General features: G+C 73.0%; 26 protein-coding genes and 2 pseudogenes. 18 read left to right on the top strand and 10 right to left on the bottom strand.

The annotated features are described in order from the left end of the window. Nucleotides 1–3: 3 nt before the first annotated feature. The 14 genes and pseudogenes from StrepF001_RS38460 (at nt 4) to StrepF001_RS38400 (ending at nt 16,685) form a co-directional block, all read left to right on the top strand. Entirely contained in the window at nt 4–1,170 is a 1,167-nt protein-coding gene (locus StrepF001_RS38460) for an iron ABC transporter permease (protein ID WP_129802832.1), read from the top strand. Between the two features lie 71 nt (nt 1,171–1,241). Further along, nucleotides 1,242–2,174 carry an iron ABC transporter permease gene (locus StrepF001_RS38455; RefSeq protein WP_240797858.1) on the top strand — a complete coding sequence of 311 codons (933 nt, stop codon included), beginning with the start codon at nt 1,242–1,244 and terminating at the stop codon, nt 2,172–2,174. A gap of 20 nt (nt 2,175–2,194) precedes the next feature. Then, nucleotides 2,195–3,016, top strand: a complete 822-nt coding sequence (locus tag StrepF001_RS38450) for an ABC transporter ATP-binding protein (RefSeq protein WP_129802806.1) — start codon at nt 2,195–2,197, stop codon at nt 3,014–3,016. 56 nt (nt 3,017–3,072) lie between these two features. Then, complete coding sequence (amiA, locus tag StrepF001_RS48735; RefSeq protein ID WP_240797855.1) at nt 3,073–3,186, top strand: streptamidine family RiPP; 114 nt, start codon at nt 3,073–3,075, stop codon at nt 3,184–3,186. 91 nt (nt 3,187–3,277) lie between these two features. Then, complete coding sequence (locus tag StrepF001_RS38445; RefSeq protein ID WP_129802805.1) at nt 3,278–4,132, top strand: hypothetical protein; 855 nt, start codon at nt 3,278–3,280, stop codon at nt 4,130–4,132. Continuing rightward, nucleotides 4,129–5,562, top strand: a pseudogene (locus StrepF001_RS38440) (CocE/NonD family hydrolase); the annotation flags it as partial. The gene StrepF001_RS38445 and the pseudogene StrepF001_RS38440, both read left to right, overlap by 4 nt. A gap of 40 nt (nt 5,563–5,602) precedes the next feature. Next, complete coding sequence (locus StrepF001_RS38435) at nt 5,603–6,982, top strand: YcaO-like family protein (protein WP_129802804.1); 1,380 nt, start codon at nt 5,603–5,605, stop codon at nt 6,980–6,982. A gap of 674 nt (nt 6,983–7,656) precedes the next feature. After that, nucleotides 7,657–8,142 (top strand): hypothetical protein, encoded by a 486-nt coding sequence (locus tag StrepF001_RS48730; protein WP_240797854.1) that lies wholly within the window; start codon nt 7,657–7,659, stop codon nt 8,140–8,142. Then, nucleotides 8,139–9,878 (top strand): ATP-binding cassette domain-containing protein, encoded by a 1,740-nt coding sequence (locus tag StrepF001_RS38425; RefSeq protein WP_129802803.1) that lies wholly within the window; start codon nt 8,139–8,141, stop codon nt 9,876–9,878. The genes StrepF001_RS48730 and StrepF001_RS38425 overlap by 4 nt, the downstream gene beginning before the upstream one ends. After that, on the top strand, nt 9,875–11,632 hold the full coding sequence (locus StrepF001_RS38420) for an ABC transporter ATP-binding protein (RefSeq protein WP_129802802.1): 1,758 nt from the start codon (nt 9,875–9,877) through the stop codon (nt 11,630–11,632). The genes StrepF001_RS38425 and StrepF001_RS38420 overlap by 4 nt, the downstream gene beginning before the upstream one ends. Nucleotides 11,633–11,750: 118 nt before the next feature. Beyond that, nucleotides 11,751–13,247, top strand: a complete 1,497-nt coding sequence (locus StrepF001_RS38415) for a Y4yA family PLP-dependent enzyme (protein WP_240797853.1) — start codon at nt 11,751–11,753, stop codon at nt 13,245–13,247. Further along, the gene (locus StrepF001_RS38410) at nt 13,244–14,581 is read left to right on the top strand and encodes a pyridoxal-phosphate dependent enzyme (protein ID WP_129802801.1); all 1,338 of its coding nucleotides are present in this window, start codon (nt 13,244–13,246) and stop codon (nt 14,579–14,581) included. The genes StrepF001_RS38415 and StrepF001_RS38410 overlap by 4 nt, the downstream gene beginning before the upstream one ends. Continuing rightward, complete coding sequence (locus StrepF001_RS38405) at nt 14,578–15,804, top strand: aminotransferase class V-fold PLP-dependent enzyme (RefSeq protein WP_129802800.1); 1,227 nt, start codon at nt 14,578–14,580, stop codon at nt 15,802–15,804. Before StrepF001_RS38410 ends, StrepF001_RS38405 begins: the two co-directional genes overlap by 4 nt. A gap of 80 nt (nt 15,805–15,884) precedes the next feature. Beyond that, nucleotides 15,885–16,685: a class I SAM-dependent methyltransferase gene (locus StrepF001_RS38400; protein WP_129802799.1), complete on the top strand. Its 801-nt coding sequence runs from the start codon at nt 15,885–15,887 to the stop codon at nt 16,683–16,685. A 22-nt stretch (nt 16,686–16,707) separates the two neighbouring features. On the opposite strand, the gene StrepF001_RS38395 is transcribed toward StrepF001_RS38400, so the two are convergent. After that, the gene (locus tag StrepF001_RS38395) at nt 16,708–17,238 is read right to left on the bottom strand and encodes a GNAT family N-acetyltransferase (protein ID WP_240797852.1); all 531 of its coding nucleotides are present in this window, start codon (nt 17,236–17,238) and stop codon (nt 16,708–16,710) included. Nucleotides 17,239–17,380: 142 nt separating this feature from the next. Further along, nucleotides 17,381–17,842 carry a Fur family transcriptional regulator gene (locus tag StrepF001_RS38390; RefSeq protein WP_240797851.1) on the bottom strand — a complete coding sequence of 154 codons (462 nt, stop codon included), beginning with the start codon at nt 17,840–17,842 and terminating at the stop codon, nt 17,381–17,383. 144 nt (nt 17,843–17,986) lie between these two features. Between StrepF001_RS38390 and StrepF001_RS48725 the strand changes: the two are divergent. Beyond that, nucleotides 17,987–18,187: pseudogene (locus StrepF001_RS48725) on the top strand (chorismate-binding protein); the annotation flags it as partial. Between the two features lie 95 nt (nt 18,188–18,282). Here the strand turns inward: StrepF001_RS48725 and rpsR are convergent. The 4 genes from rpsR to rpmG are packed head-to-tail and all read right to left on the bottom strand — an operon-like array spanning nt 18,283 to nt 20,189. After that, a complete protein-coding gene (gene rpsR / locus StrepF001_RS38380) occupies nt 18,283–18,519 on the bottom strand; it encodes a 30S ribosomal protein S18 (RefSeq protein WP_129802797.1) in 237 nt (78 codons plus the stop codon). Between the two features lie 49 nt (nt 18,520–18,568). Beyond that, entirely contained in the window at nt 18,569–19,723 is a 1,155-nt protein-coding gene (locus tag StrepF001_RS38375) for a GTP-binding protein (protein WP_129802796.1), read from the bottom strand. Beyond that, a complete protein-coding gene (locus StrepF001_RS38370) occupies nt 19,723–19,977 on the bottom strand; it encodes a type B 50S ribosomal protein L31 (RefSeq protein ID WP_129802795.1) in 255 nt (84 codons plus the stop codon). The genes StrepF001_RS38375 and StrepF001_RS38370 overlap by 1 nt, the downstream gene beginning before the upstream one ends. Before the next feature lie 47 nt (nt 19,978–20,024). Next, nucleotides 20,025–20,189: a 50S ribosomal protein L33 gene (gene rpmG, locus StrepF001_RS38365; protein WP_129802794.1), complete on the bottom strand. Its 165-nt coding sequence runs from the start codon at nt 20,187–20,189 to the stop codon at nt 20,025–20,027. A 67-nt stretch (nt 20,190–20,256) separates the two neighbouring features. On the opposite strand from rpmG, the gene rpmB reads away from it, so the two are divergent. Both rpmB and rpsN read left to right on the top strand, forming a co-directional pair. Further along, nucleotides 20,257–20,493, top strand: a complete 237-nt coding sequence (gene rpmB / locus StrepF001_RS38360; protein ID WP_129802793.1) for a 50S ribosomal protein L28 — start codon at nt 20,257–20,259, stop codon at nt 20,491–20,493. Further along, nucleotides 20,493–20,798 carry a 30S ribosomal protein S14 gene (rpsN, locus tag StrepF001_RS38355; RefSeq protein WP_129802792.1) on the top strand — a complete coding sequence of 102 codons (306 nt, stop codon included), beginning with the start codon at nt 20,493–20,495 and terminating at the stop codon, nt 20,796–20,798. Before rpmB ends, rpsN begins: the two co-directional genes overlap by 1 nt. 170 nt (nt 20,799–20,968) lie before the next feature. On the opposite strand, the gene StrepF001_RS38350 is transcribed toward rpsN, so the two are convergent. The 4 genes from StrepF001_RS38350 to StrepF001_RS38335 all read right to left on the bottom strand — a co-directional run bounded on the left by StrepF001_RS38350 (nt 20,969) and on the right by StrepF001_RS38335 (nt 24,133). After that, a complete protein-coding gene (locus tag StrepF001_RS38350; RefSeq protein WP_240797850.1) occupies nt 20,969–21,796 on the bottom strand; it encodes a class I SAM-dependent methyltransferase in 828 nt (275 codons plus the stop codon). Between the two features lie 75 nt (nt 21,797–21,871). Further along, nucleotides 21,872–23,059, bottom strand: coding sequence for a GTP-binding protein (locus StrepF001_RS38345; RefSeq protein WP_129802791.1), 1,188 nt, complete (start codon nt 23,057–23,059; stop codon nt 21,872–21,874). A 6-nt stretch (nt 23,060–23,065) separates the two neighbouring features. Then, complete coding sequence (gene rpmF, locus StrepF001_RS38340) at nt 23,066–23,236, bottom strand: 50S ribosomal protein L32 (protein WP_129802790.1); 171 nt, start codon at nt 23,234–23,236, stop codon at nt 23,066–23,068. A gap of 471 nt (nt 23,237–23,707) precedes the next feature. Beyond that, nucleotides 23,708–24,133 (bottom strand): ABC transporter ATP-binding protein, encoded by a 426-nt coding sequence (locus tag StrepF001_RS38335; protein WP_240797849.1) that lies wholly within the window; start codon nt 24,131–24,133, stop codon nt 23,708–23,710. 387 nt (nt 24,134–24,520) lie between these two features. Here StrepF001_RS38335 and StrepF001_RS38330 point away from each other — a divergent pair, with 387 nt between their 5' ends. Next, entirely contained in the window at nt 24,521–25,747 is a 1,227-nt protein-coding gene (locus StrepF001_RS38330) for an MFS transporter (protein ID WP_206307072.1), read from the top strand. Nucleotides 25,748–25,967: the final 220 nt, after the last annotated feature.

Here is a 25,967-nt window from a genome sequence, read left to right as displayed (position 1 = left end):
CTGCTGGCCGTGTCCTCGGTCTGCGCGCTCAGTCTCGGCACCCCCGGCGTTCCCCCGCACCGGCTGGTCGCCGCGGTGCTGGACGGGGACAGCACGCTCGCCGGGATCGTCGTCACCGAACTCCGCGTGCCCCGACTGGTGCTTGCGCTCGTTGCCGGAGCCTGTCTGGGGGCGGCCGGGCTGGTGCTCCAGGAGGCGCTGCGCAATCCCCTGGCGGTGCCGGAGATGCTGGGTGTCTCGTCCGGCGCCGCTCTGGGGGTGGCCGCGCCGCTGGTACTGAGCCTGTCGCTGCCGGCCGCCGTCGTGCCGCTGCTGGCCATCGGCGGGGCCGCGCTCGGCGGCGGGCTCACGCTCCTTGTCGCCGGGCTGGGCCGCAGTCCGTCCGCGGTGCTGCTGACCGGTGCCGCGGTGGCGGCCGCCCTGCAGGCCGCGCTGCTCGTCCTGATGGTCATGGCCGACCAGTTCGACCTCCAGCTCATCTACCGCTACCTGCTCGGCTCCCTCTCGGCCCGGACCTGGGACGACGTGACGGGCCTGTGGCCGTGGCTGCTCGTCGCCGCCCCCGCACTCGTGCTGTGCGCGCCGGTGCTGTCGGTGCTGCGGCTGGGAGACGAGGACGCCGAGGCGCTGGGTGTGCGCGCGCAGCGCGCGCGGCTGGCCGCGCTGGCCATCGCCGTGGTGCTGATCGCCCCGGTGACGGCTGTGTGCGGACCCGTCGCGTGGGTGGGTTTCCTCGCCCCGCACCTGGCGCGCTGGTTCGACCCCGCTGCGGGGGCGGTGCGCTGGCTTCCGTGGTCCGCCGCCTGGGGTGCCGTCGTCGTGACGGCCGCCGATGTGCCGGCCAGGCTGGCGCTGGCTCCCGTGGAGACACCGGCCGGTGCCTGGACGGCCCTGCTGGGGGTGCCGGCCGGGGTCGCGCTGATGCGGTCCGGCGGGCGCGGCCGTGGGGGCCGGGGTGGAACGGCCGCTGCGGCTGCCGTGCGCACGACGCTGCACCGGCCGAGGAGGCCGGTATCCGGTGCGGCGGACGGAGTCCCCCGCACAGGGGCACCGGACAACGCACATCGATACGAGTCCGGACGCGGTGGCCCCGGCGGTGCCTGGCCGCCACCTTCCAGGACTTCCGGAACGGAACCTTCCAGGACTTCCGGAACGGAGGACGTACGGTGACCCGGCGCTTCACGGTTCTCGCGGCACTGGCCGTCGTGTGCGCCGGTGTGGAACTGGTGGCCGGGCGCGGCATGTCCCCGGGCGCGGCCTGGGACGTCCTCAACGGCGGCGGTGACGCGACGGAACGTCACATCCTCTTCGAACTTCGCCTGCCCAGGCTTCTGGTCTCTCTCGGTGCGGGCGCGTGCCTGGCCGTGGCGGGACTAGTCCTGCAGTCCGCGCTGCGCAATCCCCTGGCCGGGCCGGAGGTGACGGGCGTGACCCCGGGTGCGGTGCTCGGCGCCGTCACCGCGACCGCGCTGGGACTCGCCGGGTGGGACTCGCCCCTGGCCGTGGTCCTCGCCGCGTGCGCGGGCGGGTGTGCCGGAGCGGCGCTGCTGTGGCTGCTCGCCGGCCGCGGGCGCGGTGACCCCGCGCAGACCGCCGTGCACGGGGTGCTGGTGTCGGCAGTGCTCGGCGGACTCACCGCCATGGTGCTGCTCGTGGAGCCCGGCGAACTCGGCAGCGTTGTCCAGTGGCTGGTGGGCACCACGGAGGGCCGGGTGTGGCAACACTGGCACCTGCTGTGGCCGTGGGCGCTCGCCTGGGGGGCCGCCGCCTGGCTGCTGGCCGGGCCGCTGACCCTGCTGCGCTGCGGGGACGACATCGCCCTGGCCGCCGGGCTCTCGGCTCGCCCGGCCCGGACCCTGGCCCTGCTGTGCGCGGTGGCGCTGACGGCGGGCGCGGTGGCCGCCGTCGGGGCGCTGGGCTTCGTCGGTCTGCTCGTTCCGCACCTGGCCGTGGCCGTCTTCGGTGCGGACCTGCGGGTGAGCCTGCCCGGCGCCGCCCTGGTGGGGGCTGTGGTGGTGTGCGGGGCGGACGCGACGGCGCAGCTGTCCTCGCGGCTGCTGGCGGGGGCGCTGGACTCCGGGCGGCTCACGCTGCCGGTCGGAGCGCTCACCGCCTGCCTCGGCGCCGCCCTGCTGCTGGTCGTCGTGCGCCGCACGCCGAGCCGTACGTTCTGACGTCGAATCGAGGACAGAGCATGACCGAGTCCGTGGGGATCCACGTCGAGGGGGTCCACTTCGGCTACCCCGGACGACCTGTACTGCGGGGCGTCGACCTGACCGTCCGCCCGGGCGAACTGACCGCCCTCATCGGGCTGAACGGCTGCGGCAAGTCGACCCTGCTGCGGCTGGCCGCCGGGCTGCTGCAACCGGACGAGGGGCGCGTTCGCCTCGGAGGGGACGACCTCGCTCGGCTCTCGAGGCGCGCCACGGCCCGGCGGGTGGCGCTGCTGCACCAGTCCGCCCCGGCCGTCCCGGGCATGACGGTCCGTCACCTCGTGCGACAGGGGCGATACGCGGCGCGCGGACCGCTGGGCATGCTGCGCGAGGGCGACGACCCCGTCGTGCACCGGGCGCTGCGTGACGTCGGGGTGGAGGAGTGGGCCGACCGTGACGTCGACGCGCTGTCCGGAGGCGAGCGGCAGCGGGTGCGGCTGGCGATGGCGCTCGCCCAGGACACCCGCGCCCTGCTGCTCGACGAGCCGACCACCTACCTGGATCTGCACCACCAGCTCGACGTGCTGCAGACGGTGGTCCGCCTGCGCGAGGAACGCGGGCTCACCGTGGTGATGGTGCTGCACGACCTGGCCCACGCGGCCCGGTTCGCCGAGCGGATCGTCGCCCTGCGCGAGGGCCGTGTGGTAGCCGACGGAACACCGGGTGAGGTGGTGACCCCGGGATTGCTGGCGGACGTGCTGAAGGTGGCGGGACGGGTCGGCCGGGACCCCGAGGGAGGCTGGCCGGTGTGTTATCCAGATCACCCCCTCTCAGGTCTAGAATATGAAAATCAGATTCATTAGCGTGTGTCACGGCGCTCACTCGAACGCCGCAACTCCCGGATGTATGAGGAGAGTTCATGGACAACGAGCAGATCTTCACCCCGATCGCCGACCAGGGTCAGCTGGCCCACGCCTCGGCCTCCCACTCCAACGCGCTCGTCGAGAACCCCTTCGACGACAACGAGGAGTAAGCGAGGGTCCAGCCACCCTCGACCGTGGGCCCGCCCGTTGCCTTCCGGGCGGGCCCACGCCCATCCCCCACCTTTCGTCAGGAGGATCACCGTGTCCCGCAGCCGACTCGTCCCCGGTGTCGAGGTCGTCGCCGTGCCCGGACGAGGGCTCGCCGTCCGGACCCAGGAAGGGGAGTTCCTCAGCGTCAGGACGGGGAGGGCCGACGAGGACGTTCTGCTCTCCCGGCTCACCGGCGTGACAACGGACCCGGTGGGCGAGGAACTCGAGCGTGTGGTGCGGGCGTTCGAGGCGGCAGGCTACCTGGCGGAGGGGCCGCAAGACTCGCAGTGGCCCGCCGCTCGCCGGGACATCCGGGTCCTCGGCGACTCGGTACTGACGGAACCGCTCGCCGCACAGCTGGCCGCCCTGGGCGCCCGGCCTCTCACGACCGAGGCCGCCACCGCCTCGGGCCGATCACCGGTGGGCGTCGAGGACCTGCTCGACGGAGACCCCTCCGCGGTCGTGTGGTGCCTCGACGGACCCGTCCCGGACGGACTGTGGGACGCCGCCGACACCCTGCCCGGCCACGGCGTCGCGTGGCTGCGCTGCCACCGCGAAGGCTGGCAGGCGTACGTCGAGCCGGTGGCCGCCGCTCCCGGAGACGTCACCTCGGCCCACGTCCGCTCCCGCCGGCTCGCAGCCACCGCCGCCCACCGCGAACTGGCCGCGTACTGGAGCGGGTCCCGCACCTCCGGCGCGCCGGTCCGGCTCACCCCACCCGCCGCCACGCTGCTCGCGGCGCTTCTCGCGGACGATCTCACTCGGTGGGCCACCGGCGCCCCCGACCAGGCCGGCCTCCCGGCACGTCGCCGGCTCCGGTGCGTGGACCTGCGCACGCTGACCGTCACCGAGCACCCCGTCCTCCCGGTGCCCGTCGTCGCACCGATGCCGAGGAAGGAGATATGACGGCGTTCAGTGCGGCGGTGGCGGAACTCGCCACTGACGTATGTCTTCCGGCCGGCGACGGCCCCTTTCCCGCCGTCCTGATCCGCACCCCCTATGACCGGACCCGGCACAGCGCCGAGGCGCGAGGCTGGGCCCGCCGCGGATTTGCCGCCGTCGTCCAGGACGTGCGCGGCCGCTTCGCGTCACCGGGGGAGTGGCACCCGTACACGCACGAGGCCGCCGACGGAGCGGCGGCCGTGCGCTGGATCCGGCGGCAGCCGTGGAGCGACGGGCGGCTGGTGGCCGTCGGCGCCTCCTACGCCGCCCACTGCGCCCTCGTCCTCGCCCTCGACGTGCCCGAGGACGCCCGGCCCGACGCCGTCATCGCGGCCGTGCCCGCACTCGGGCTCGCGGACACGGCGCGCGAGCCGTCCGGCCCGGAGCGGCTGCTGTCCCGCGCCGGATGGTGGGCCGCCCACGGTGACCGGCGGGACTCCGACGAGAGCGCGCTGGACAAGGCCCTCGCCGCGGACCCCGGCCTCCTCTCCCACCTGCCGGTGTCCGGTCTCCCCGAGCGGCTTGGCCGGAGTCTGCCCTCCTGGGAGGGGCTGTGGCGCCACCATGATCGCGGGCGCCTCGTCGTTCGGGCGGCACACGCCGGGACACCCCTGCTCGCGGTGGGCGGCCACCACGACCACTTCACCGCCGAGACCGTCGCGCTGTGGCACGCCTGGGGCGGTTCCTCGGCGCGTCTGCTGCTCGGTCCGTGGGGGCACGGCCTGGTCGGCGCGCCCGGCCCGGACGCGGGACCCGCGCATCGGCTGAACCTCGGCGAGCTGTACGTGCGCTGGGCCCGCCGCGCGCTGACCGGCGAACTCGCCCCCGGCCGCCACGGTGCGCTCGCGCTGGGCGACACCGGCCTGTGGCTGCCCGCCGGCACCGACGGCGCACCGCGTACCCCACGGCTGCGGCCGCTGCACGGCCTCACCTTCACCGCCGACCCCGACCGCCCGGTCCGCTCCGACGACCTGACCGTCCCCACCGACGGCCCGCCCGACCGCTGCCTGCTGGTCACCGCGCCGCTGCCGCGTCCGCTCGACGTGGTCGGACCCGTGCGGGTCCGGCTGCGGGTCACCGCCGACACGCCGTCCGCCGACTGGGCAGTCCGGCTCGTCGCCCTCGCACCGGAGGGCACCGCCGAGCGTCTCGCCGTCGGCGTCCTGCGGCGCGAGGAACCTGCAGGAAGGGCAACCGAGTTCACCGTCGAGCTCGGCCGGCTCGCGCGCCGGCTTCGGGCCGGTACCCGGTTGCGCCTGGAGATCGCCGGGCACCACTTCCCGGCCCACGCCCGCAATCCCCACACCGGCGACGACCCGGTGACGGCCGGCCGGCTGCTCGTCTCCCGGCGCGAAGTCGACCCGGCCGGGGTGGCGCTCACGCTGCCCGTGCTTCCGTCCCGCCCACCCCATCGACCGCCGAGGAGATCCTGCGATGACGGCGCTGCCCCTGGAAGCACTCGTCGACCCTGTCTGCGGCATCGTCCGCAAGGTCGAGCCCGTCGAGCACCCCGCGGGCGCCCCGCCCCGGTACACCGCGCTCACGGCCGAGATATCCGACGCCCGCAGACACGGGTTGTGGCCCGCCGACCGGGTCTCCCTCGGCACCACCTTCGGCGACCCGGCACAAGCCCGCGTCGCCGCCATAGCCGAAGGGGTGGAACGCTACTGCGGCAACCGTGTGCCGCCGCCCGGCCACCCCGACGCCCCCGTGCGGGCCACCGCCACGGAACTCACCGACAAGGGTTTGCGGCTCTACGGCCCGCAGGACCTGCCCGCCTACGCCGACTGGCAGTACGCCCGCGAGAAGTTCCCGTACCGCCCCCTCACCGCCGACACCCCGGCCCTGTGGACCCGCGGCAGCGAACGACTGCCCGACGGGACGGCCGCCGAGGTCTGGGCACCCGTCTCGCTCACCCACCTCAACTGGCGCCAGGGCGCCCTGCGCGAGCTGCCGCGCACCCACCACCTCAACTACGCCGGCATTGCCACCGGGCAGGGCTTCGAGGACGCCGTCGAACGCGGCCTGCTGGAGATCGTCGAGCGCGACGCCCTGGAACTGTGGTGGCACCTGGACGGCCCGGCCCGCGGTATCGACCCGGCGAGCGTGCCCGGCCTCGCCGACGATTTGGCCGGCTCCGCGTTCGACGTCCACATCGTCGAGATGCACTCGGAGTTCGCGCCCTGTATGGCCGCGCTCGTCCACGACCCGCGCCTCGGCCTGTACGCCGCGGGTTTCGCCTGCAAGTACGACCCGGCCGAAGCCGCCCGCAAGGCCGTCCTGGAAGCCGTGCACACCTGGGTCTTCACCCAGGGCCTGACGGACGCCGGGGGCTGGGTGTTCCAGGCCGTCGAGGCCGGGCTGCTGGCGCGCGGGCTGTACCTGGACCACCGGGCCGACGGCCGCTATCTCGACGTGTGCGGCGAGCAGTTCGAGCATGTGCGGGACCTGGGCGCGCATGTGCAGGTGTGGCTGGACGAGCGGATGGCGGCCGAGGCCCGGCGGTTCACCGCACCGGCCCTCGGAACCGTGTCCGTCGACGCGGTCGAGCCCGGCAGCCGGGAGCGGCTGGACAACGCGCTGCGCGCCGGCGGCCACCGTGTCATGACGTTCGACCTCACCACCGAGGACGTGGCCGAGACCGCGCTGCGCGTCGCCAGGGTCCTGGTCTCCGGGCTCCTGCCGAACGCCCCCGCGGCCTTCGGCTACTTCGGCTGCCCGCGCCTCGCCGAAGCCGCCGTCACCCGCGGCTGGCGCGCCGAACCGCCGCAGGCGCCGGGGGACTTCACCCTGGCGCCCCCGCCGCACATGTGAGGGCCTCCCCGTGGAACACGCCCGTGAGGACCGTCTGCCGGACCTCGTCGCCGCCCTCGCCCGCGCCCGCTCCGTGGAGCGGCCCGGCCCCGACACGCCCGCCGGAACAGCCGTCCGGGCGTGGCCGGGTGCGCCGCGCCCGATTCCGGCGGCAGGCCCGGCGGACCTCGACCTGTGGACCCTGCTGCGGCTGTCCCTGGCCGCCTCGGACAGCTCCGGACGGTTGCGGCCCGCGCCGTCCGCGGGTGCGCTGCATCCGGTGGACACCGAACTCCTGGTGGGCGCCGGCTGCTCCCTGCCGCCCGGACGCTACGGCTACGACCCGCTGCGCCACCGCGTCCACCCTCTTGGCCAGCCTCCCGACGGCACACCCCCGGGTGTGACCGCCGAACTGTCCGTCACCGCTCGGCGCACGGTGTCCCACTACGGGCACCGGGGCTGGCCCCTGCTGCTGCTCGACACCGGGCACGCGGCCGCCGCGCTGTTCCTGGCGGCTCGCTCACTGGGCGCGGGCGAGCCCGGGGTACGACTGGACGGACTCACCGAGAAGCCCTTGGCCGTCGTGCACATCCCCCTGCCCGGCGGGCGGAGCCCGGTGCGTCCGGCTGACGGCGCCCGCACCGGGGAGCCGGCGGGAGGCCCGACCCCGCACGCGGCACTGCTGGCGCGCCGCAGTGCCCCCGCCCCTGCAGGGAGCCCCCTCCCGGGACGCGCTGGCAGCGGTCCTTGCCACCGCCGCCCGGGCGGGCACCGGCGACCTGCGCTGGTGCGCCGCCGTCGGCCCGCCACGGCCCGGCCTCGTGGAACTGGCCTCCGACGGCACGACCCTGCGGCGGTACGCGTCCGGCGAGGCCCGTCCGACGCTCGCGGTCTGGGCCGCGGGCCAGGCGTGGATCGCGGACGCGGGCGCCGTCCTGCTCGCCATCGGCTGCCCCGCCGACGCCGACGCCCCGCACATCCGCCGCGCCCACCTGCGGGCCGGCTTCGCCGTTCACCTGGCCCATGTCACCGCCCGGCGCCATGGCCTGTCCGCCCGACCCGTCGGCTCCTGGCAGCAAGCGGACCTCGGCGCCGCCCTCGGAGCCACGCCGGGCCATGACTGGGTCGTCCACGCACTGGCCCTCGGCACCCGCCACGCCGACGAGGAGAACACCCCGTGATCGTCCACCCCGAGCTACGCCGCGCCGCCCGGCCCGCACGGCTCCCCCTGCTCGCGGCCACCCTGTTGCAGGGCGCCGTCACTCTCACCCACCTGGCGCAGGCCGCACTCCTGGCCCTCGCGCTCGCCGGCCTGGCCCGCGGCGATACCGGCCGGCTTCCCTGGCTGCTGGCGGCGGTGCTCGCCGTCGTCGCCGCCCGCGCCGGGCTCGCCGTGTGGCAGCGGCGCACCGCCACCCGCGCCGGGGCCCGGGTCAGGGTGGCCCTGCGGGACGAACTCCTGGCCCACCTGGGCCGGTTGGGTCCCGCTCATCTGACCACCGCGCGGGCCGGAGCGGTCCGCACCACCCTTGTCGACGGGGTGGAGGGCGTCGACGCCTACGTCTCCCGATACCTGCCCCAGCTCCTGGTCACCTTCACGGTGCCGTCCCTGGTGCTGGCCGGTCTGGCCGCGGTCGAACCGTGGGCCCTCCTCGGCCTTGTCCCCGCCCTGGTCCTGGCGCTGGCCGGGCCACGGGCATGGGACCGGGTGCTGGCGGCCCGCGGCAAGGAGCACTGGGACACGTACGAAGGGCTGGGCGCCGACTACCTGGAGGCGCTCCAGGGCATGCCGGCCCTGCGCGCCGCGGGCGCGGTCGGCCGCACCCGGGCCCGTCTGGAGGAGCGGTCGGCGGCGCTGCACCGGGCGACCGTCGCGAAACTGCGGGTCTCCCTGGTCGACACCGGCATCACCGACCTGGCCATCCAGGGCGGCACCGCCGCCGCGGCCCTCCTGGCGTGCTGGTCTGCCGTCACCGGTTCCACCACGGCGACCGGCACCTATCTGGTGCTGCTGCTGGCCTCCGAGTGCTTCCGGCCGGTCCGTGACCTCGCCCGTGAATGGCACGCCGGATACCTGGGCGTGTCGGCCGCGGACGGGCTCCGGGCCCTGCGCACCGCAGAACCGGCCGTCCCCGACACCGGAACGGCCTCCGTGCACGGGCAGGCGCCGCCCGAACTAGGCTTTGAGAACGTCCGGTTCACCTACGACGGTGCATCGGTACCCGCCCTGGACGGCGTCTCCTTCACCGCGCGGGCGGGCCGGACCACGGCGATCGTCGGGCCGTCCGGCGCGGGCAAGTCCACGCTGCTGGCGCTGCTCCTGCGCCATCACGACCCGCAGGAAGGACGGATCACCCTCGACGGCCGTCCCACGACCGAGTACGCGCTCGACTCGCTGCGGCAGCACATCGCCGTGGTCTCGCAGGAGACGTACCTCTTCCACGCCAGCATCGCCGACAACCTGCGCATGGCCCGTCCCGGCGCCACGGACGACGACCTGGCCCGGGCGGCGCGCGCCGCCGGGATCCACGACGAGATCACCGCCCTTCCGGACGGCTACGCCACCGTTCTCGGTGAACGCGGTGCCACCCTCTCGGGCGGCCAGCGCCAAAGGCTCGCCCTTGCGCGGGCCCTGCTGGCGGACGCCCCGGTGCTGGTCCTCGACGAGGCCACGAGCGCGGTCGACGAGCGCCGCGAGGCGGACATCGTCCGGGAGTTGCTGCACGCGGCGAGCGGCAGGACGGTCCTGGTGGTCGCACACCGGCTGGCCGCCGTCCGGCACGCCGATCACATCGTCGTCCTCGATGCCGGACGGGTGGACGCCGTCGGCGACCACACCGGCCTGATCGAGGCCGGCGGCGTCTACACGAGGCTCGTCGAGGCCGGCCGCGCCCACCGAGGAGAACTCGCCGCATGAGCACCGTCACCGCCACGACCACCCCCGCCGGAGCGGACGTCCCCGCGCGAGGCGCACTGCGCGCCCTTCTTCCTGCCCTCGCCGCGCACCGCGCCATGACGGTGCGCACCTGTGCCGCCGCCGTGCTCGAACAGGGTTCCCTCGTCGCGCTGCTGACCCTGGCCGCGCACACCGTGGGCACCGCCGTCATCGACGGGCACGGCCCCTCGGCCGGCACCGTCGCCGCGCTCGTCGCCCTCGTCGTGACGCGCGCCCTGATGACCTGGCGGGAGATGGACCTCTCCCACGACCTCGCCTACCGGGTGCTGGCCGTCCTGCGGGTGCGCGTCTTCGACGGACTGGCCCGCAGCGCGCCCGCCCGGGTCGCGGGCCGCCGCAGCGGCGACCTCGCCGCCACCGCCATGGCCGACGTGGAGGCCCTGGAGTTCTTCTACGCCCACACCACCGCCCAACTGCTCGCCGCGGGAACGGTCTTCACCGGCGGCTCCGTGGTTCTCGCTACGGTGGAACCGTGGCTGCTGGCGGCCGTCCTGCCGGTCGCGGCTCTGCTCGCCGTGGCGCCCTTCGCCGACGCCCGGGCGCGCGCGGCGCGCGGCGGCCGCACCCGTACGGCCGTGGCCGCGCTGTCGGCCGACACGGTGGAGACCGTCGACGGGCTGCGCGAACTGCTCGCCTTCGGCGCCCTGGGCGGACGCCGCCGCACCCTGGCGGAGCGGGGGCGGCAGGTGGGCGACGCCCAGCGCGCCGAGGCCACCTGGGAGGCCGTCGCCGCCGCCGTCCGCGACCTGCTCATCGTGGCCGCCGTCCTCGGCGTGGTCGCCGCGGCCGCGCAGTCCGTGACCGCCGGACGGCTGCACGGCGCCTGGGCCCCGGCGGCGATGACCCTGGCCCTGTCCGTCCTCGGGCCGGTCGCGGAGTCGGCCCGCGCCCTGAGCCAGGCCGTGGCACTGCGGGCCGCCGCCTCCCGGGTCGACGCGGCCGTCAAGGCCCCCGCCCTCGCCCCCGCCCCCACGCCCCGCGCCCTGCCGCCGGGACCGCTGGGTGTCCGGCTGCACCGGGTGCGGTTCGACTACGGCGGCGGGCCCGTGCTGGACGGCGTCGAGCTGACCGTTCGCCCGGGACAGACGCTCGCCCTGGTCGGCGCTTCGGGCGCCGGCAAGTCCACCTGCGCCCACCTGCTGGCCCGCTTCTGGGACCCTGCCGAGGGCGCGGTCCAGCTCGTGTCCGCCCACGGCGACCCCGTGGACGTCCGGGAGGTGAACGACGCGGAACTGCGGCGCGCGGTCGTCCTCGTCGGACAGGAGACACCCCTCTTCCACGGCACCCTCGCCGAGAACCTGCGGCTCGCCGCACCCGAGGCCGACGACCGGGCGCTGGCCGAGGCGGCACGGCTGTGCGGCGTCGACCGGATCGCCCCGCTGGACACGCTGGTCGGCGAGCGCGGCGCCACGCTCTCGGGAGGCCAGCGGGCCCGCATCGCCCTCGCCCGCGCGCTGCTGGTCAGCCCGAGAGTGCTGATCCTTGACGAGTCCACCGCACACCTGGACAACACCGGCGACGCCCAACTCGCCACCGCCCTGCGGCGGGAGGGCCATACCACCATCGTCATCGCACACCGCCCGGCCACCATCCGCCGCGCCGACCGCATCGCCGTCCTCGAGGGGGGCCGCGTCACGGAAGAGGGCACCTGGGAGGCACTCACCGGCCGCCACGGCAGCGCGCTCAACCGCATCCTCACCACCACCCCCTCCTGAGCACGTGACGCCGGCCCGGTATCCGGGCCGGTGAGGCTTAGCGGCGGGTTTACCTGGAAACGACTACTCCCGAACGATTGTCCGGACGACGGTCGGCCGACACCGGGAGGGGTCCCACGTGGATGCGCCCTTGTACCTGAGGCCGAGGGTGGATCCGCCGCTCGCCGCACTGCTGGCGGACCGGCCTTTCCTGCACTCGCTCGTCGACGCCCTGGGGTCACCGCTCCATGTGCTGCTCCCCGAGGCCGTCGCGGAGAACACCGCCCGCTTCCGTTCGGTCTTCCGCCGCCACCATCTGGCCGGACGCGTGTACTTCGCGCACAAGGCGAACCGCTCCAGCGCCCTGGTACGGAGACTGGCGGCCGAGGATCCGGCCGCCGTCGGTGTCGACGTCGCCTCCCTGGAGGAGCTGAAGCACGCACTGGGCTGCGGATTCACCGGGGACCGCATCATGGCCACGGGCCCCAAGGACGCCGCATTCCTCTGGCTGGCGGCCCGCGTGGGCGCGACGGTGAACCTCGACTCACCGGGAGAACTGGAACGGCTCTCCGGCCTGGTGCGCTCGCATGGTCTCGGCCGGGTCGCCGTACTGGTGCGCCTGTCCGGATTCGAGTCCGCCGACGGCCACGGGGGAGCGGGCACGCGGATTGTCTCCCGGCGCAGCCGCTTCGGCACCCCGGTGCGGGACACCCAGGCGCTGCTGTCGGCGCTCGAACGCAACGCGGATGCCGTGGAGTTCACCGGCGCCGCCTATCACCTGGACACCACCGGCGTGGAGGAGAAAGCGCGGGCGCTGGAGCAGTGCGTGCTGTTCCTGGACCAGTGCCGGGCCCGGGGACTGGCGCCGCGGGCCCTCGATGTCGGGGGCGGATTCGGCGTCGGCTACGTCGCCGAGGCGGGGGAGTGGGAGCGGTGGACCACCGCGCTGACCGAGGCCGTGCTCGGTGTGCGCCCGCCGCTGACCTGGCGCGGTCACGGCTACGGGCTGCGTAACGAGGGCGGCACGGTGCGCGGGGCCGCCGCGCTGTACCCGGCGTACCGTCCCACCGCCGGCCCCGGGTACCTCGACGAGCTCCTCTCCCTCCCCGCACCGGCGCTGGGCCGGTCGTCGGCCACCCTCCTCCTGGAGCACCTCCACGATCTCTACATCGAACCCGGTCGTTCCCTGGTCGACCAGTGCGGGCTGTCGCTCGCGCGGGTGCTGGACGTCCGGCCCGCGGACACGGACTCCGGCCACCACCTCGTCCGCCTCGGCATGAACGCCGGAGACATGAGCCTCGAGGAGCACGGAGTCCTCGTGGACCCGGTCCTGCTGCCCCGCGGCGAAGCAGCGGCCGGTGACGAGGCACCGGCCGGCGTCTACCTCACCGGCAACCTGTGCCTGGAAGGCGATCTCATCACCCGTCGCCTGGTGTTCCTGCCCCGGCTGCCGCAGGAGGGGGATCTGCTGGCCTTCGCCAACACCGCCGGCTACGCCATGGACTTCCACGCCCACCACGCACAGCGGCAGCCCATCGCGCGGACGGTCGCGGTGGAGCGCCAGGGCGACTCCTGGCGCTGGTGCCCGGACGAGGACTACTGGCCGATCACACCCTTGGGGGGAACGACCGCATGAGGTACGACAGCATCACCGAGGCCATAGGCAACACACCCCTGGTGCGCATCGATCCGGCCGTGCACGGGCTGCGCCACATCGACCTCTACGCCAAGCTGGAGATGCTCAACCCCTTCGGTTCCGTCAAGGACCGGCCCGCCTGGCACATGGCCCGGCCCCATCTGGAGGCCTCCGCCGGCGGCGACGGCACGGTCGTGGAACTGTCCAGCGGCAACACCGCCAAGGCCCTCGCCCTGCTGGCCGGCATGCACGGGCTGAGGTTCAAGAGCGTCACCAACCGCATGCGCGTACCCGAGATCAAGGAACTCCTGCTGCTCCTCGGCGCCGAGATCGAGGAACTCCCCGGGCGCAGCGAGTGCCTCGACCCGACCGACACGGACGACCCGCTGACTCACTTCCACCAGGCGCTCTCCGACCCGGACAGCACCTACCTGCACACCGACCAGTACTTCAACCCGCGCAACGTCGAGGCGCACGCGGCGGGCACCGGTCCCGAGATAGTGAAGGACCTGGACGGGCGGGTGCCGGACTGGTTCGTCGCCTGCGTGGGCACGGCGGGCTCGTCGACCGGTGTCGCCAGGGTGCTGCGCGAGCACGACCCGCGGGTGCGCGTCCTCGGCCTGGTCGCCCACAAGTCGGACTTCATCCCCGGCATCCGCACCATCGACGAGGTGCACCAGGTCGGCCTGTTCGACTCGGCGACGTACGACACCATCGAGTCGGTGACCTCCGGGGAGGCCATCGACGGGATGCTCACCCTGATCCGCCGCTGCGGACTGCTGTCGGGGCCGACCGGAGGCGCCGCCTACCAGGGAGCGGTCCGGCACCTGCGGCAGGCCGACGCGGAGCTGGACGACACGGGGGAGCGCCGGACGGCGGTCTTCATCGTCTGCGACCGGGCCGAGAGTTACCTCAGCTATGTGCGTCAGCGACGTCCGGAACTCCTGGGCCGCACGGACCGGGGGCACTCCGCGACGGCCGTCACCGACGCCGAAGCCCGCGCGGTGGCCCGCGTCATCGGCGTCGACGACGCCCGGCGCTGGACCGCCGGGGGTGATCCCCGGCCGCTCGTCGTCGACCTGCGCAGCCCGCACGCCTATGCCGCCCTGCACATCGAGGGCTCGGTCAACATCGTCGACGAGGTGTTCGAGGACCTGCTCCGCGGCGGGCTGCCCTTCAGCAAGCGCACTCCCGTGCTGCTCGCCTGCCCCGTCGGGGAGAAGTCGCTGCGTTACGCCGCTGCGCTGGCCCGGATGGGCCACCCGGACGTCCGCAGCCTCGACGGCGGGATCGTCGCCTGGCGGGACGCGGGCGCGCCGCTGGTGCGCGAATGAGCGCCGCACCGCCGCTGCCCGGGACGGACGGCGAGGACGACCTGTCCTGGCAGCGGGACCTGAGGGAGCAGTTCCCGATCATCGAAGACCATCCCGAGCTGGCGTACCTCGACAGCGCGGCGACGTCCCAGAAGCCCCGTGCCGTACTGGAGGCCGTCCAGACCTACCTCACGACGTCGAACGCCAACGCGGGCCGTGGCACCTACCCCTGGGCCAACCGGACCACGGAACTGGTGGAATCGACCCGGCAGCGGGTGAAGGAGTTCCTCCACGACCCCGAACCGGACCGCTCCGGCGTCCACTTCACCGGCGGCACCACCGAGGGACTGCGCACCGTCGCCCGCGACTGGCTCGTCCCGTACCTCACCGACGGCGACGAGATCCTCGTGCCCCACGCCGACCACCGGGCCAATCTGGACCCCTGGCTCGAGGCCCGGCGGCTGCTGGCCGAGCGCGGTGTGGACGTCCGCGTACGGGCACTGCCGTACCAGCCGCTCTCCGGCGACTACGACCACCGGGCGCTGGGCGAGGCAGTGGGCCCGCGGACCCGCTTCGTGGCCGCCACCCACGTCCACCACGTCTACGGCGGTGACATGAACGTGCACCGCATCCGCGCGGCGGTCGGCCCGGACGTACCGATCTGCCTGGACGCGGCGCAGAGCGTCGGCCACCTGCCCGTCCACCTCGACGATCCGTCCCTCGACGTCGACTTCGTGGTCTTCTCCGGGCACAAGGCGATGGCCCTGCCCGGATCGGGGGCGGTATGGGCGCGCAACGCCCGGGGGCCCGTGTTCCGGCCGGGCGGCTGGCAGGGCACGCCCAACACGGCGGGCATCGCCTCCCTGCGGGCCGCGCTCGACTGGCTCGACGCGGCCGGAGTTGAGCGGATCGCGCGGTGGACGACCACGCTCACGACCCGGCTGACGGACCGGCTCAGGCGCCTCGGTCCGTACGAGGTCCTCGGCTGCCCAGCGAGCCTGGCCGCCGACTCCGCGCTCCCGACGGCCCAGCGCCGCCACGCCATCGTCACCTTCCGGCACCGCGACATCCCCTCCGACGACCTGGGGTTCATCCTCTACAGCCACGGCTTCATGGTGCGCGCCGACAGCCTCTGCCAGGCCGGAGCCGACGAGCGGGAGGGTTCGGTACGGGTGAGCCTGCATGTCTACAACACGGCGGAGGAGGTCGACCGCCTGCTGGGCGTTCTGGCCTCGATCACGTGAAGGGTAACTGATAACCGTTTCCACCTGTAGATTCGTCAGTGCCCAGGGACGGACGAGAGACGGACGAGGTGGCGCGAGCGATGGGCGTGAGCATGGCGACGGCCCGGATGTGGGTGGAGCGCTGGGAACGGCAGCAGGAGCGGTACGCCGTGGACCGCGAGGAGCGGTTCACCGTGATCGCGGACGTCGTCGAGCACACCACCACCGGCCGTGACCACCCCCTCCTGCTCGATCTGGGGTGCGGCCCCGGCTCCTTGGCCGCCAGGCTCGCCGCCCGCTTCCCGCATGCCGAGATCGTCGCCGCAGACATGGATCCCCTGCTGCTGGAACTGGGGCGGACGCATCATGTCGACGCCGCACGCTACGTCGACACCGTCATCGGTGAGGAGGGCTGGACCGACGTCCTCGCACTGCAACGCCCCCTGGATGCCGCCGTCTCGTCGACCGCGCTGCACTACCTGCCCGAGCAGGCGCTGCTGCGCACGTACCGCTCGCTCGCGTCCCTGCTCCGCCCCGGCGGCGTCCTCGTCAACGGCGACCACTTCCCGCCGGGCGCGGCACCGTGCTCGGCCCTCACTGCCCATGTGGGCCGTCGCAGGTCCGAGCGTACGGGCGGACCCGCCGAGGAGGACTGGCGGTCCTGGTGGGAGGCCGCGGCCCGGGACCCCGAACTGGCCGACCTGCTCGACGAACGCGGACGGCGCCAGGCGGCGCACGCCGGGAGCGGGGGCGACGAGGAGATGACGGTGTGCCGCCACGCCGAACTGCTGCGCCGGGCCGGCTTCGCCCATGTGGCGCCGGTCTGGCAGTACGGCGACAGCGCCGTACTGGTGGCGGTCATGGACGACGCTCGCGGGGGCGGTGCTCCCGTCGGGCCATGAGCCCGCAGGGGAGAGAGACGCTTCAGAGGGCCAGGCTCATCAGGATCTCGTCCCGGTCGTCACCGGGCGCCACGCGCAGCGCGCCCGGCCACCGGCCGACCTCGGTCCAGCCCGCCTTGCGGTAGAAGCCCTCGAGTCCGAGGCCGGACCGCACGGCGAGCTGCAGCCGTTCCAGACCCATGTCGTCGCGTGCGACGCCTCTGGCGTGTCGCAGCAGAGCGGTCCCCACGCCCATGCCCCGGAAGCGGACATGCGTTTGGACGTGGTTCACCATGCCGCAGTGCGCCACGAGAGGGTGCTGCTCGCGGCGCAGCAGCATCCAGCCCGCGAGCGCGCCGTCCACCCTCGCCAGAAGGAGTCTGCTCCGGTCCGGGGACAGGTCACGCGTGATCCTCTCGACGGCCGGCCGGAGCGCCACCTCCGTCACCGGCGGGAGTGGGCAGTCCATCGGCACGACGGCTCCCCCGGCGTTGATGACCGCCGCCCAGCATGCGGTGAGTTCCCTCCGGACGGCGGCGGTGGCGCCTTCGGCGTGGCTGATCTGTGCGGTCACGGGATTCCGCACTGCCTCATGAGCTGTCACAGCCGGTAGCTTGCCAGCCTTCCGCTGCCCCTGGGCGTTGTCCGCGGACTTGGGCAGGGCCTGCTTCCCCGGCGGGATCCCGCGTGCCACCGGCCCGGGTGTGAGCCGCCGCTCAGGAGTGCTGCTCGGCTGAGCTCCGCACGGCCGGGGTGACGCGGCAGCGGTCGCAGACGCCGGTCAGTTCCACGGTGTGCTCGACCTCGGCGAATCCCATGGTCCCTGCCACGTCTTCGGCCCAGCGTTCCACCGCGTCCGCGTCCACCGCCGTGCTGAGGCCGCAGTCGCGGCAGACCAGATAGTGGCGGTGTCCGTCGGCGGGCCGGGGCCGGTAGAGCCGTTCCCCGGACTTCTCCCGCACGACGTCGACCTGTCCGGAGCGGTCCAGGGCGTGAAGGGCCCGGTACACCGTGGTCAGGCCGATGGGGATGCCGTCGGCCTCGAGCGCCTCGTGCAGTTCCTGCGCGGAGGTGAAGCCGGCGCAGTCGTGGAGTGCGCTCAGTACAGCCTTCCGCTGCCGTGTCGGGCGCCACGGCACCGATGACGGTGCCGCCGTTGCGTCGCCCAGAACGTCCACCTCCCTCGAAGTGGGGCTCAGTTGACTGTATGTCAGGACGGCCGCGCTGCTTGGCCCTCCGAGATGACGCACATGGTAATCATTTCCATAACTGAATCAAAGGGTACCCCCAGGTGGTCGGCGCCGCCGGGTTCCGTGGGGGCCGGTGGCGCCGTCTTCCGGGGGAACACCGGCGGCGCACTGGACGCCGCCCTCGTCCTGCGCACCCTCATCGGCGCGGATGACGTGGCGTGGCTACGGGCGGGTGCCGGCGTCACCATCCAGTCCAGCCCCGAACGCGAGATCGAGGAGACCTGCGAGAAGCTCCGCAGCATCGCGCCGTACCTGCGGTTCGCCAGGAACTGACTGTCTGAATCGCGCACTGGAACAAGGGAAATGCACCCCATCTTGCACGGGGTGCATTTTCTTGCGCGCTGTCAGCAGTCGAGCTGTCGTCAGCCCTACCGGCTGGCGTACGGGAGCAGCGCCATCTCGCGGGCGTTCTTGATCGCCTTGGCGAGCTGCCGCTGCTGCTGGGCGGTGACGCGGGTGACGCGGCGGCTGCGGATCTTGCCGCGGTCGGAGATGAACTTCCGCAGCAGGTCCGTGTCCTTGTAGTCGATGTACGTGATCCCTGCCGCGTCCAGCGGGTTGGGGCGGGACTTCAGCGGCTTGCGGGGGTCTTGGCGGCGGGCCATGCGTGTTCCTTCTGTGATGGGTTGCGGCCGGGCTGTCCGCGGACGGCGTCTATGTGACGGGGTCGAGGAGGGAGTCGAACGCGGCCGGCAGGTGCTTCCAGGTCTCGGGCCCCGCGGCGTACTCGGCGTCCGTGAGCAAGCAGGAGTCGAGCAGCCGTGCGAGCCCGTCGCGGTCGAGCCCGGGAGAGGTGAAGACGAGGTGCTGGCAGCGGTCACCGTGCTCCGGATGCCAGTCCAGGGCGGCCGCGGCCCGGCGTACGGGCGGGACCAGGTCCCAGGCGGCGTCGGGCAGCGAAGCCAGCCAGGGGCCGGCGCTCTCCACACACAGGGCTCCGCCGGCGGCGTCCCAGGAGAGGAGGGTGTCGGGGCGATCTGCGAGCCAGAACCGCCCGCGGCTGCGGGCTGCGGCGCAGCAGAGATCCTCCAGTGCCTCATAGAGGCGCTCCGGGTGGAACGGACGGTGGCGGCGCCAGACGAAGGTGGTGACTCCGGCTTCGTCCGCGTCCTGGGGGAGCAGGGCGCAGGCCGGGTGCTGGGCGGCGGAGGCCGCCTCCACGTCGAAGCCGGCGAAGGCCAGTTCAGTGAGTTCCGCGGAGCCGGCGTTCACCTGGCGGGCGGTGGGGTGGAGCTGGGTGAGGAGCGCGCGGTCCTCGTCGTCGGCGTCCTCGCTCTCCACGACGGCGATGACAGGGGCGTACTCCAGTTGCCTGGCCCAGGTGTCACCGACGGTGCGCTGGTCGGTCGCGGCCGCCGCGAGACCTGCCTCCGCGAGATCGTCGCCGTTGCCGAGGCAGGGGAGCACCAGTGCCGGGTCGACCGCGGTGATCACGTTGGTGAGACGGATCCTGTCCGTGCCGTGGGCGGCGACGACTTCGGCCATGGCCTTGGGCTCGACGGAGTCCCACAGCTCGACGACGGCGAGCCGGGTCAGACCGCCGTCGGCCAGCCGCTCGAGTTCGGGGACCAGATCCTCGCGCAGCGCACAGCACGCGCAGTCGTTGACCAGCGGGGCATCACCGCGCGACAACTCACCCGAGGCGTCGCGTACCTGGCGCAGAACGGTGCCTTCGCCCGCCGTGGACAGGTCGTGATGGAGGGCGACACTGCCGGCGACCGTTCGGAGCAGGCCCTCCACGACCGTCCGGCGAGCCTCGGAGTGGAGCCCGCCCACGATCAGCACCGGCAGTCGGGGCGCGTCCTGCATCAGTTCGCTCCGCGTCGGCCGTAGCGGCGCTCGAACCGCTCGACCCGCCCCGCGGTGTCCAGGACGCGGGCGGTTCCGGTGTAGAAGGGGTGGCTGACGTTCGAGATCTCGACGGCGACCACCGGGTAGGTGTTGCCGTCCTCCCATTCGATCGTCTTGTCGCTGGTCATGGTGGAGCGCGTGAGGAAGGCGTAGTTCGCGGCCCGGTCACGGAAGACGACGGGACCGTACGCGGGGTGGATGCCAGGCTTCATCGCGGCGTTCTTTCTGGTCGGGGCGGGCGGTGGCAGGAGGGGGCGGGTCAGCGTTCCTCGCGGAAGTCGACGTGGCGCCGGGCGATGGGGTCGTACTTGCGCAGGACCATGCGGTCGGGGTCGTTGCGGCGGTTCTTTCGGGTGACGTACGTGTAGCCGGTCCCCGCGGTGGAGCGCAGCTTGATGATCGGGCGTACCTCGTTGCGAGCCATGCGGGTATTGTATGGAAATGGTTTCCATTACCAAAGACTGGCCGTCCAACGAGAGGTAGGTAAGACCTTGTCCGCCCACTGCCAACTGACCGGCGCCCAGCCGGGCTTCGGCAACACCATCTCCCACTCGCACCGGCGCACCTCGCGCCGCTTCGATCCCAACATCCAGCGCAAGCGCTACTGGCTGCCGAGCGAGGGCCGGTACGTCCGGCTGACGCTCAGCGCGAAGGCGATCAAGACCGTCGACAGCATCGGGATCGAGGCCGCGGTGGCCCGCATCCGCGCCCGGGGAGTGAAGGTCTGATGGCCAAGAAGAGCAAGATCACGCAGAACGAGAAGCGCAAGGCGACCGTCGAGCGGTACGCGGCCCGACGGGCGGAGCTGAAGGAGATCATCCGCCGCCCGTCCTCCACCGACGCCGAACGCCAGGCAGCCGTGGAAGAGCTCCGGCGCCAGCCCCGCAACGCCAGCGCGACCCGCGTGCGCAACCGCGACAGCGTGGACGGGCGGCCTCGCGGCCACCTGCGGAAGTTCGGTCTCTCGCGGGTCCGCATGCGGGAGCAGGCCCACGCCGGCTTCCTCCCCGGGGTCACCAAGTCGTCCTGGTAGCAAAGGAGTTCCCGCCGGTAGACGGAACTTCTGGCGTCTCGCGGCAGACGGAGCCCCTGGCCGCGCCTCGGCGGAGTCGCGGCCAGGAGCTCGCCCGGCGCATGCCGCCCTCGTGCCTCCGGTCGGTCCCCCTCGCGGGTTTCTGGGGACCGACCCCGCGCTCGGTGGTGTCAGGGCAGGCGCAGGAGATTGAGCCGGTAGCCCTCGGCCTGAGGGAGCCGCTGTGCGGCGAGGGCGGACAACATCTCCTGGTAGGAGATCGGCAGTTCGCCGACGAGAGGGCCGGGAAGGCTCGTGAGCGTGTGCGACGCCAGCACCTGGACGCCCGGCCGCCAGGCGGCCAGTCCGGCCGGGTCGGGGCAGTACCAGTGCATGCGGGCCGTGACCTTACCGAGAGCGTCGTGCTGTTCCTGGGTGTCGAAGAACCCGGGACCGGCGGTGTCGAGTGCCAGCAGTGAACCCGGGAAACGGCCGGAGAGGAGATCGACGACTCGACGGACATCGGGTTCGTGCAGGTAGGGCAGCACGGCCTCCGCCATGAAGAGGTACGGCCCGTCGGTTCGAGAGGCCACCTCGGCGGCCCATGTCTCGTCCGTCACCGAGGCCGCGATCATCGTCCGCCGCGCGGTGTCCGCGAAGAAGTGGGCGCGCAGGGCGATCGCATCGGGCAGGTCGAGGTCGAACCACGTGACCCGGCCGTTGTCGACACGCTCGTAGCGTGTGTTCAGCCCGGTGCCGATCTCCACCACGGTTCCGTCGGGGTGTGCGGCCAGGAAGTCCGCCACCCAACGGTCGAAGAGCAGGGTGCGCAACATCGCGCCGGTGAGGCTGGGCAGACCGTCGAAGCGTGCGAAGTCGTAGTCGATCGCGGCGACGATCTCCTCGGCCCGGGTGTCGCGCAGCAGGGAAGACTCCTTGCGATTCTCCACGGCGCGCGCGTACAGCGGGATGAGGAGCGTCTCCTGAACCGTCCCCAAACGCGGCTTCATCCTGTCCATGGCCGGCCTCCCAGCAGCAGATCGGGTACCGGGCCGGACGGTGCCGTGGCTGCGACCACCGTCCGGCCCGGAGTCTCAGGGCCCCGTCACGGAGGTGAGGGGTTCGTGCTCGTGCTCGCAGACCTCGTCGAAGCCGTAGGTGTCCCAGGCGGGGAAGGGGTCGGTATGAGGGTCCGGCTCGTCTTCCCTGACCAGGCAGTCGGTCAGGGCCGCCCGCAGGGACTCGGTGTTCAGGTGGGTGCCGATGAACACGAGTTCCTGGGCGAAGGGGCTTTCGACGTCACGTGCGGAGGAGGGCTCGAAGCGCGCCACCGAGCCGGCCTGGGACCACAGTCCTGTCACATGAGGGCGGGTGGCCAGCGTGAAGAAGCCCTTGGACCTGAGTACCTGTCCGTGGGTGCCGCTGTCGAGCGAGTCGGTGATGAACGTCCACAGCCGGCCGGGGTGGAAGGGCGTCTGGGAGCGGAAGACGGTCGAGGAGATGCCGTATTCCTCCGTCTCGGGAACGTGATCGCCGTTGAGTTCTCTGACCCAGCCCGGAGCCTGCTGTGCTCGCTCCAGGTCGAAACGGCCGGTGCCCAGGAGCTCGCCGGTCGGTACGCGGCCCCGTACGGCCGGTACGACGCGGGCGGCGGGGTTGAGCCGCGCCAAGGTGGCTCGCAGCCGGTCGGCGGACGCGGGGTCCACCAGGTCGAGCTTGTTGAGAACGATGACGTCGGCGAACTCGATCTGGTCCATCAGCAGGTCGCTGACCGTGCGCTCGTCCTCCTCGTACTGATCCAGGCCCCGTTCCACCAGTTCGTCCCCGCCGGCCAGTTCGGGCAGGAAGTTGGCGGCGTCCACCACCGTGACCATGGTGTCCAGCCGGGCCAGGTCGCCGAGGGTGGCGCCGTCGTCACGTGCGAAGGCGAACGTGGCGGCGACCGGCATGGGTTCGGAGATGCCGGAGGACTCAATGAGGAGGTAGTCGAAGCGGCCCTCGCGCGCCAGCCGGTCCACCTCTTCCAGCAGGTCGTCGCGCAGGGTGCAGCAGATGCATCCGTTGGTCATCTCGACCAGGCGTTCCTCGGTGCGCGACAGGGCTGCCTCGCCGCCGCGCACCAGGGCGGCGTCGATGTTGATCTCGCTCATGTCGTTGACGATGACGGCGACGCGCAGGCCCTCACGGTTGGCGAGGACATGGTTGAGCAGGGTGGTCTTGCCGGCGCCGAGGAAGCCCGACAGAACGGTGACGGGCAGGCGGCGCGAGGGGGTGTGCGTCATGCGGTGTCAGCCCTCGGGGCGGAGCAGGCCACGCTCGTACGCCTTGGCAAGCCGCTGGGGGACACGGTACGCGACCCCGTCCACCGTGACCGTCATCAACTGGGGCGTCGCCGCCTTCCATTGCGCGCGACGGTGCCGGGTGTTGCTGCGCGACATCTTGCGTTTGGGCACGGCCATGGGGACCTCCGGGTGCGATCAATGAGCCAGGCCCACGATACATGAAAATGGATGTCATTACGAGATTGGTGATGCTTGGTGCTGCCCTTAAGTGGTAGGTACTGTGACGACTTGGCCTCGTTCCTGCAGATGCTGTCCTGACGTGCGGCTGGCTCGCTAAATCTGGTACACCGAGGAGACCGGTACGCACGCCGATCCCCAACCCTCCTCGTCTCCGGCAACGCCGCAGATGCCAGCCCGCAACTGAAGGAAACGGCGCTGCAGTTCTCGCCGCCTGGCAGGTGTAGTTGCAGCCGGAGAGGATGAGTAGACGCCGGCGGAAAACGCGCCGCCGCCTGCCCGGTGTCGGCATTCACCTCTTGAGCTGGGTGCCAGGCGTGCTCGACGGCCACACACGGGCGGTCGCGGCCGTCCCGTGGCGCGGTGCCGCGGTAGGAGACCGCGAGGTTGCCGAGGCCGTCGAAGCCGACATCAGCGTCGACCTCGAACACGTCGGCGAGCCGGGCCGGGGTCAGTACGTCCGGGGGTGGTCCTGCGGCGATCAGCTGTCCCTGGTGCATGAGGGCCAGCCGGTCGCAGTAGCGGGCGGCCAGGGACAGGTCGTGCAGGGCGACCAGCACCGTCTTGGTCGGTGCCGGCCAGCAGGTCCATCAGCTCCAGCTGGTGCTTGATGTCGAGGTGGCTGGTCGGCTCGTCGAGGAGGATGCACCAGGGCCGCTGGGCCAGGGCGCGGGCCATGTGGGTACGCTGGCGTTCCCCACCGGACAGCAACTTCCGGTGCCGGCCGGCGATTTCGGTGAGCCCGAGCCGGGTCAGGGCGGCCGCGATGACGGCCCGGCCGGTGGCGTCAGGGCCGCACCAGCGGTCCCGGAACGGGGTGCGGCCGAGGCCGACCACGTCGGCGACGCTCAGGTCGCTGTCGGTGTCGGTGGACTGTTCGACGAAAGCGCGTGCCGGGCGATCCGGAGCGTGTCCCAGCCGTGGATCGGCTCACCGTCGTAGAGCACGGTCCCTGCCGTCGCGGCTTGGAATCGATTCAACAGCGGGTGCCCGTGCTACGCCGTGCGCTGTCGGATAAGAAGCGGCCATCAACGGGCCGGTGGTTGACAGTCGACCCGGCGTGCCGCGGGCCGCGTCCGCGGCCGGTCCGGCGAGGAGCACGAACGATCCGACCAGGACCATGAACGACAGGAGCGTCACGACGTGCCGATCCCTCCCGGACCAACCACAGGGTCCGAAGCCCTTCCCGGAAAGCAGCGGTCCATCCTGCTCGACCCCGCCTTCCTGCGGTTGTGGTCGGGCGCCACGGCATCAGGTCTGGCCACCTGGGCCCTGCCGTTCGTGCTCGGGCTCGCGGTGCTTGACCGCACGCTCACGGCCACCGACCTCGGCCTCTTGCTCGCGGCCCGCACTGTGGGATTCCTCGCCGCGGTGCCTGTCGCCGGAGTACTGGCAGACCGGCACTCCCGCCGGGGCGTCGTGCTGTGGGCGGGACTGGCCGCCGGGGTCGCGGCCCCGCTGATCGCCGCCGGACTCGGCCGTTCGGTCCTGCTCATGGCGGTGGCCGCTGCCGTGGCCGGTGCGGGGCAGGGCGCTTGCCGGCCCGCCTTCCAGGCCCTGACCGCCGAAGTCGTCGACGCCGAGCACAGGCAGCAGACCAACGCCGCCATGACGTTGGCGGTCCGGGTCAACACCCTCGTGGGGCCTTCGCTGGCCGCCCTGCTCGCCGTGTTCCTCGACACCCGGGCGCTGCTGCTGGGCATCGGGTTGCTGTGGCTCGTCGCCGCACTCGTACCCGGAACGGGCACACGTGCCGACACGGGCGCCAAGGACGCTCCCGCCGGCGAACGCCCCGGACGGGTCGCCTTCTTCACCGAGTTCGCCGACGGCATCCGTGAAGCCCGCAGGCACCCGTGGTTCCTCGCCGGCCTGGGCGCGCTGACGGCCGTCATAGCCACCGGCTACTCCGCGACCGGTGTCGCCCTGCCCCTGGTCAGTCGCGACGAGTACGGCACCGAAGTGGTGCTCGCCGGCGCGATGACCGCCTACACCGCCGGAGCGCTGGGCGCCGCCCTGCTCATCGCCCGCTGGCGCCCGCGCTCGGCGGGCTGGACCGCCCTGGCGGGGCTGGCCGCCTACGGATTCGCCCCGCTCAGCCTGATGTTCCCCGTCCATCCCGTCGTCGTGATGTCCGCCTACGCCGTCGCCGGGATCGGCATCGAGCTGTTCAACGTGCCCTGGTTCACCGCCACCCAGCGCGAGGTCGCCCCCGACAAGCTGGCCCGGGTCTCCTCCCTGGATTTCCTGCTCTCCTACGGCCTCGCCCCGGTCGGGCTCGTCCTCATCGCCCCCGCCATCGAGGCTTTCGGTACCCAGACCGTCCTCGCGGTCTGCGCTCTGACCTGCTTCGCCGCACCGGCCGTCGCCGCGCTCGTGCCCAGCGCCCGTCATTTCTCCCGCCGGCCCGCGGGGTCGCCGCGAGCTGAGCGGAAGACCGAGAGCGCCACCTGATGCGGCAGTCTCGGGCCATGCACTCACCCAGCCACACCGGCCGGCCGCCCGCTTCCCTCGCATGACCCGGGCGTTGACCCCGCCCGGGTCCCCGGCGGACGAGAGCAGGAGGCCCGTGCCCTCCTGGCGCGGGACGGTGCTGTCGTCCTCATCGGCTCCGAGAACACCGCCGACGCCCTCGTCGTCGCAGCGGCTCACACCCTCGGCAGCCGCCTGCGCC

This window comes from Streptomyces sp. F001 (assembly GCF_004187715.1).
Taxonomy (GTDB): domain Bacteria; phylum Actinomycetota; class Actinomycetes; order Streptomycetales; family Streptomycetaceae; genus Streptomyces; species Streptomyces flavusporus.
The sequence above is the reverse complement of the archived record's forward strand: the minus strand, read 5'-3'. Positions and strand labels throughout refer to the sequence as shown.